The organism is uncultured Flavobacterium sp., from assembly GCF_937967675.1.
Lineage (GTDB): Bacteria > Bacteroidota > Bacteroidia > Flavobacteriales > Flavobacteriaceae > Flavobacterium.
Genome location: NZ_CALBSN010000195.1, coordinates 1 through 7,513, shown reverse-complemented (window position 1 = coordinate 7,513; position 7,513 = coordinate 1). Strand labels below are relative to the sequence as shown.

Annotated in this window: 4 protein-coding genes and 1 pseudogene; 3 read left to right on the top strand and 2 right to left on the bottom strand. The window is 31.6% G+C overall.

The window, feature by feature from the left end; genetic code table 11:
• Positions 1-26 precede the first annotated feature (26 nt).
• On the bottom strand, positions 27-2,552 hold the full coding sequence (locus Q0075_RS12855; protein WP_297869856.1) for a hypothetical protein: 2,526 nt from the start codon (positions 2,550-2,552) through the stop codon (positions 27-29).
• A gap of 28 nt (positions 2,553-2,580) precedes the next feature.
• A complete protein-coding gene (locus Q0075_RS12850; protein ID WP_297869855.1) occupies positions 2,581-4,191 on the bottom strand; it encodes a T9SS type A sorting domain-containing protein in 1,611 nt (536 codons plus the stop codon).
• 400 nt (positions 4,192-4,591) lie between these two features.
• Here Q0075_RS12850 and nirK point away from each other — a divergent pair, with 400 nt between their 5' ends.
• The 3 genes and pseudogenes from nirK to Q0075_RS12835 all read left to right on the top strand — a co-directional run bounded on the left by nirK (position 4,592) and on the right by Q0075_RS12835 (position 7,321).
• Positions 4,592-6,058, top strand: coding sequence for a copper-containing nitrite reductase (gene nirK, locus Q0075_RS12845; RefSeq protein WP_297869854.1), 1,467 nt, complete (start codon positions 4,592-4,594; stop codon positions 6,056-6,058).
• 140 nt (positions 6,059-6,198) lie between these two features.
• A pseudogene (locus Q0075_RS12840) lies at positions 6,199-6,510 on the top strand (cytochrome c); the annotation flags it as partial.
• A gap of 40 nt (positions 6,511-6,550) precedes the next feature.
• Positions 6,551-7,321 carry a formylglycine-generating enzyme family protein gene (locus tag Q0075_RS12835; RefSeq protein ID WP_297869857.1) on the top strand — a complete coding sequence of 257 codons (771 nt, stop codon included), beginning with the start codon at positions 6,551-6,553 and terminating at the stop codon, positions 7,319-7,321.
• The last annotated feature ends 192 nt before the right edge of the window (positions 7,322-7,513 follow it).

The following is a 7,513-nucleotide window of genomic DNA, read 5'->3' as shown; positions in this document are numbered from 1 at the left end:
CAGCATTTACAAAAATGTCGCTTAACTTAAACTGTACTTTTTATTTGCATATCCAGAGTATTAATTAAGTTTACTATCTTAATATTATTTTTAACATTACGCTCTATTCCTTCGTAATTATGAATTTTTTCACTTACATTTTTTTTGCTAGAATTAAAGTATCTTTCTTTTTTAAGAATAGAATTTTGATATGAGTCGTTATTTCCTACATCAAAAACTGCATTCAAATCTAATTCACGTTGCAATTCATAGCGGGGAAATAATTCATTTTCAACAAGATAATAACCATAAGAATAAATTTCATGATTTGATGTCATTTTTGGATGTGTAGAATAGAATTTTGGAATTGTATTTGCGTTTTTGTGAAAAGTAAGTTCTTTTCCTCCTTTTTCAAAGTTGTCTCCACCATAACTAACGGTAACATATTTGTAAGTTGAGCCAGCCATGTCAGTATTGTAAATATTGTTAAGGTTATTAGGGCTGAGTTTATAGACATCGAAAAAAACGGAATAAATATTTGAGCAATCAAGAGTAGGAACAGTTTGTACATATTTAGGATTAAAAACAAAAGTTTCCTGATTTATTTTATCCAACTCGTTGTAATAATATCTAGTGACATTCGTATTGTTATTATCATCAAATGTGATAACTTTCTTAATCCTAAGACCTGGATAAAAAACAGGTCTGGTACCTTGCGGTAAATATAGAGTTGTATTAGCTACCACAGAATTTTCAAGTCCAGCTGCCACAAGAACTAATGAAACTTTAAAATAATAACTTCCTGCTGGTAAATCTATAGAATAATATTCTTGATGATTAATCGTCGTATTCTCTGAATTTGTAATGTATTTTTGTTTTGTTTCCTGGACAACCCAATTTGTTCCTACCTTTTTGAAAATTTCAATTTTCACATTATTTTGATGTGAAAAAGGTCCTTTAGCCATTACATCTAACCCTATATTAATCGTTTTATTTGAGTTAAAAACAATAGGTTGTAAATTATTTGGATAATACACTTTTGACAATAATGATGTATTATTACGATTTTCATCTCTGTAATAAACAGTGACATAATGTTTGTTTATAATATCCTGTTCTCCTTTATATGGCAATTCATACTCAAATTCCATTTTTCCTTTTGTTGGATATTGAATACTTTTTAAAGAACCAATTAAAGAAGCTGTCAAATCTGCTTCTCTGTCGGCAAGTCCAAAAAAGCAATTCTCATTTAACAAATTATTATTCGTTATTGGTAAAAGCGTAGTGTTTGAATTTTTACCATTATAATACCCTAAATCATCTTGAGCAAATGAATTTTTAGATGGAAATAATTCAGGTGTAGTGTAGGTTAACTGATAATCGTATAAAAAAGTATTCGATTTTCCATAAAACTCCACTTTTTGCAAGAAAAATTTATCATCATCTTTAAAATCATTTGATGCTTGATCAGGTTCATTATTACTATTAAAAAAAAGTAAATTGATTTTTTTTAATTGTTGATTATTGTTACTAAATGTAATTGAATTAAGTTTAATTAATCTATTGCATTTACCTTCATAAGAATAGTTAAATTCTACTTTTTCATTTGTTAAATTATTAGTAATTTCTTTCAAATGAACAATACTCTCTAATTGGTTCATCAGATCCTTTTTTGATTTATTACATGGGTGATTACCTAAAGGAAAAGCAACAGAAGCTGTTTCAACAATTCCAATATTATAAAAATCACAACTTCTTATTACATTCTCATAATTGAAATTAATATTTACTCCATTATACAAAACAACGCCGTACAAATAAAAAGAGTTTTGAGCAAACTGAATATTTGTTGTTGAACCAGCTCCATTATTGACCCAAGTTCTAGATGATTCAGAAGCATTTTGTCCTCCAAAATAATATGTATCACCATTAGGTGTTTGTATTATGAAATAGCTTTTATTTCCTTGAACAAATTGAAAACTAATTTTTAACTCTTTATCATATTTTATAAAATGAACATTATTATTCACATCTAAGTAAAAACTACCTGAATACCCTAAAAAATTATAATTAAATACATCAATTTCTGAATCTACTTGAACTCTAGTTAAATAATCCATAAAAATGTACCATTCAGTATTTTTATCTAAATCTTCAAACTCTGATTGCGTTTGTAATTGTCTTACTCCAGTTTTTGCATCTAATTCTTGCTCCGAGAGATAAATTCTATTTTGAGTTGCCGTTATTTCATCTGGCAAATCATTAACAGTTCTTGTTATAACCCCTCCAGGATTTATATTCCAATTGATTCCAGCCCATGTTGGATCTTGGTTTACTTTAACCCCATTACCAGAATAATTTAAGGATAATGGTAATTCAAATCCTCCAGCCTTGTATGTAAACAATGGTATAGTTGGAGAAATAGTTCCAGATGATTCATTTACCTGTACTTCACCATATTTGCCTAGATCGTTTGTTGTGGGTGTTTGTGGCGAAAATACGGGAAGGTCTGTGCTAATTTCTTGAGCCGCACAACCTATACTAAAACTTAAAAAAAGAAATATTGTCTTCATTTTTTGTATCATTCTAAAAATATTTTAATTAGTTTTTAATTACTTTAACACCATCTGTACTGGTATCGGTTTTTACCTCAATTACATAAATTCCTTGAGGAAGTGTACTTAAATCAAATGGTATTGTTCTTTCTCCAAATATCTTAACCGAATGAATTTTTCTTCCACTTAAATCAAAAAGGGTTGCAGTTCCTCTTTTATAATCATATCCCACAATAGCATTGGTAAAAGTTTGAGCTGGATTTGGAATCGCTTCTATAATTTCTTTTTCTATTTTCTTTTTGTCCTTGTCTCCGAGTTTTATTACCCAAAAATCACTTCCGCCAATATTTGAATTTTTATCTCTTGAAACTTCTCCTTTAGAGGTTCCAGCTAGAATATATCCGCCATCTCTTGTTTCAAATAGCTTTTTTAATACTTCATCCCCCTTACTTCCAAAAGTTTGTTTCCAAATTATATCTCCATCTACTTTAAGTTTTAAAGCTATGTAGTCATTAATTCCTTCTTTATCAGACTTTCCTATCTTAGATTTAGCCTCTGATTGGGCATAACCTCCTATTAAAAAAGTCCCATCTCGATTTTCAACTATTGAAGTTAAGACATCATATTTCCCAAAATTGTAGGTTCTTTGCCATTCAATGCTACCAACCTCATTAATTTTTACTATCCAAAAATCTGTTCCATTCTTATTTGATTTTGTTTTTGAATGTGTTGCTCCTGAATTTGAATTTCCACCAATTATATAGCCACCGTCATTAGTTTGAGTTAAGGCAAATAGGTTGTCATCTTTATCTCCCCCAATTGTTTCTTGCCACTGGATGTTTCCTTCTTTATCTAATTTTAAAACCCAATAGTCACTAAAACCAAAACTTTTTTGAGACTTTTCCCCTGACTCAGGCGAATTAGAATATCCTCCTAATATAAAACCATCATCTTTTGTTTGTTCAATACTTTTTAATTCATCCTTGTATTTTCCACCAATGGTTTTATCCCATTCTATTTCCCCTTTACTATCAAGTTTAACCACCCAATAATCCATACCCCCTCTAGAATCTTCTTGCTTACCATATTTATCAACGATTCCTTTATCAGTAGGTTCAGATTTATTAGAGCTTGAAGAACCACCTAAAATGTAGCCTCCGTCCTTTGTTTGGGCTATACTCAAAAGTATATCTTGGCCTGATCCACCAATGGTCCTTTGCCATAATTCTTGACCTTTAGCATCTAATTTAATTATCCAAAAATCTTCCAATCCTTTACTTTCATCTTTTTTATCTCCACTAATTGAAGAAGTTGATGTTCCAGCTAAAATAAATCCACCATCATTTGTGATTCTTATACTTTGTAGTAAATCAACACCATTGCCACCAAAACTTTTTTGCCATTCGGGAGTTCCTTTTTCATCCATTTTCCAAATCCAGTAATCAAGGTCTCCTTTATTTGATTCTGTTTTATTCCCATTTTTGCTAGAGATAGAACTTCCAGCTAGAATGAAACCATAATCTGCTGTTGATTGAGCATCATATAAAAATTCAGCGTGTTTTCCACCATAGGAATGTTCCCATAAAATGTCTTGGGCTTGTAATAATGTAACTGCTAACAAACTTGCAATTAACATATAGTAGGTCTTACAATTCATAGATTTATATATTATTCATTAGTTTATAATTTAAAATCATATTAAAAAAACGGAATTATATAACCTGGAATTGATTAAATAATATATGTCTTGCTAATACTATTTTAAAACGCCGCAAATAAAAAAATAATGATCAAATAAATTGCTGTAGAAAAAATGCAGTTTATGTTAAAATTTGAGTTTTTTTTAATTTAAATCTATTTCTTATTTTTTTTAGAGTTTTAGTGTATTCAGACTTGAATATTTTTCACAAAACCTTATTTTATTAAGTTTTTAATTTTTTTTCGAAACATGATTTTTATCATATTAAAGGATGTTTTTGTCCTTTAATTTTGACCTAAAAAAATGATAGTAACGAAACTATTATTGAAACCAATATTTAAAACTAATTTTTTCTACCATGAGTAATTTTATTAAAAAAGTTCTTGTATTGTGTGTGGCTTGTGCAGCAAGTATCGCATGTAAACAGAACGGTGACTCAACAACCAACTATGCTGATATCTCTGTTGGTGATGAAATGATTGCAGAATTAACAGCGCCTCCATTTGTACCAAAACCTGTTGGAGATCGTCCTGCTAAAAAATTAATTGTAAACATGGAAATTAAAGAAATCGAAGGTGAGATGGCCGACGGTGTTAAATATGTTTACTGGACTTTTGGAGGTAGTGTACCAGGAAGTTTTATTAGAACTAGAGTAGGTGATGAAGTAGAATTTACTTTGAAAAATCACCCAGACAACAAATTGCCTCACAATATCGATTTACACGCCGTTACAGGTCCTGGAGGTGGAGCTGCTTCTTCTTTAGTAGCGCCAGGACATGAAAAAACTTTTAATTTCAAATGTATCAATCCAGGATTATATGTGTACCACTGTGCTACAGCTCCTGTAGGGATGCACATTGCAAACGGGATGTACGGATTAATTTTGGTGGAACCAGAAGGTGGTTTACCTCCAGTAGATAAAGAATACTACGTAATGCAAGGTGATTTTTATACCAAAGGAAAAAATGGAGAACCTGGAATGCAACCTTTCGACATGACAAAAGCCGTTGATGAACATCCTGATTATGTAGTTTTTAATGGTAAAGTTGGTGCTTTAACTGGTGACAAAGCGTTAACAGCTAAAGTGGGTGAAACCGTTAGAATTTACATGGGTAACGGTGGACCAAATTTAGTTTCTTCGTTCCACGTTATTGGAGAGATTTTCGACAGAGTTCATATTGAAGGTGGAGATGCAATCAATAAAAATGTTCAAACAACATTAATTCCTGCTGGTGGTTCTGCAATTGTAGAGTTTAAAGTAGATGTTCCAGGAACTTTCATTTTAGTGGATCACTCCATCTTCAGAGCGTTCAACAAAGGAGCATTAGGAATGTTAAAAGTAGAAGGTGCTGAAAATGCTAAAATTTACTCAGGTACAACGCAAGAAGGTATTTATCACCCAGAAGGAGGAACTATTCAAACGATGCCAAAATCAGGTAATGGAAAAGAAGTAGTGGTAAACAAAACATTAGACCAACAAATTGCCGATGGTAAAAATATTTATGGAAGAACTTGTTTTGCTTGTCACCAATCAGAAGGTCAAGGTATTCCTGGTGCTTTCCCTCCATTAGTAAAATCTGATTTCTTAAATGCAGATCCAAACAGAGCAATCAATGCAGTTCTTCATGGATTAAGTGGCGAAATTACAGTAAATGGTAAAAAATTCAATTCGGTAATGACGAGTCAAAACCTTACCGATCAAGAAATTTCAGATGTTTTAACATATGTGTACAACGGTTGGGGTAACAACAAAACCAAAGTAACTCCAGAAATGGTTAAAACACAAAGAGCAAAACCAGCTCCAAAAGCAAAAGAAATGCATTAATTAAATATAAATAGAATAAACACAAAATGAAAAAAATAGTATTGAGTGCCATCGCACTTATCATAACCGGAACTTTAATCAGTTTTAAATTACCAACAACTAAAACATCTGAAGTAGTGGCATTTCAGGATGTAAATAAAGGAAAAGCAATTTTTAGTAAAACATGTATCGCATGTCATCAGGCAAACGGACAAGGAATTCCAAACGCATTTCCTCCTTTAGCAAAATCTGATTACCTAAATAAAGATGTTAACAGAGCCATTAAAGTGGTATTAAACGGATTAAGCGGACCTATTACTGTAAATGGCAAAAAATTCAATAGTGCGATGACTAGTCAAGGATTAAGCGACCAACAAGTAGCGGATGTACTGACTTATGTTTACAGCAGTTGGGGAAATAACAATACAAAAGTTACTCCTGCTATGGTAAAAGCACAAAGAGGTAAAAAATAAGTATAAACAATAAACAAACTGAAGAATGGAAGCTCAATTTATGAAACGATTTCACTACTGCCTAATTTTATTATCTTGGGTTTCCATTTCTTTTTCTCAGGTACCCAAAGATATGGTAACCATTGGAGCAGGGAGTTACGTTCCGTTATATGGAACAACAGATAAGAAACCAGTGTTCATTAAATCCTTTTTGTTAGATGTATATCCGGTTACGAATCAACAATATTTAGAATTTTTGAAAAAAAATCCGAATTACAGAAAATCAAAAATCAAACGCCTTTTTGCCAATACAACTTATTTATCAGAATGGAGTGGCGACTTAAGTTTCGGACAATTAAATGCCAATGCGCCAGTGACTAATATTTCATGGTTTGCTGCAAAAGAATACTGCGAATGTCAAGGTAAAAGATTAGCCACTTTAGATGAATGGGAATATGTAGCTATGGCAGATGAAAAACGAAAAGACGCCAGAACTAGAGAAGAATTCAACAAATACATCTTGAGTTGGTACGAAAAAAATAAAACCTACAACAATTCCGTAGGTAAAACATTCAAGAATTACTGGGGCGTTTACGATATGCACGGATTGGTTTGGGAATGGACTTTCGATTTCAATAGCATTTTTTTATCAGGAGAATCCAGAAAAGATAAAGATACCGATAAAGATTTGTTCTGCGGAAGTGGTTCTGTCAATGCTACTGATTTAATGAATTATGCCGCTTTTATGCGTTACGCTTTCCGAGGCAGTATAAAAGCAAACTACACAACAAAAAATTTAGGTTTCCGATGTGCCAAAAACATCGCTAATTGAGTTTTCAATTAAACAAAAAAAACATGAAAAAGCTAATTTTATTCGTAATTGCTTCCCTTTTATTAATTGGATGCAATTCAAAAGAGGAAAAACAAGACATAAAAGATAAACCAATAACCGATTTATCAATTTACAACTTGCCTGAAAAATGGACCAATCAAGACGGAAAAGATATTGAACTAAAAGAATTAA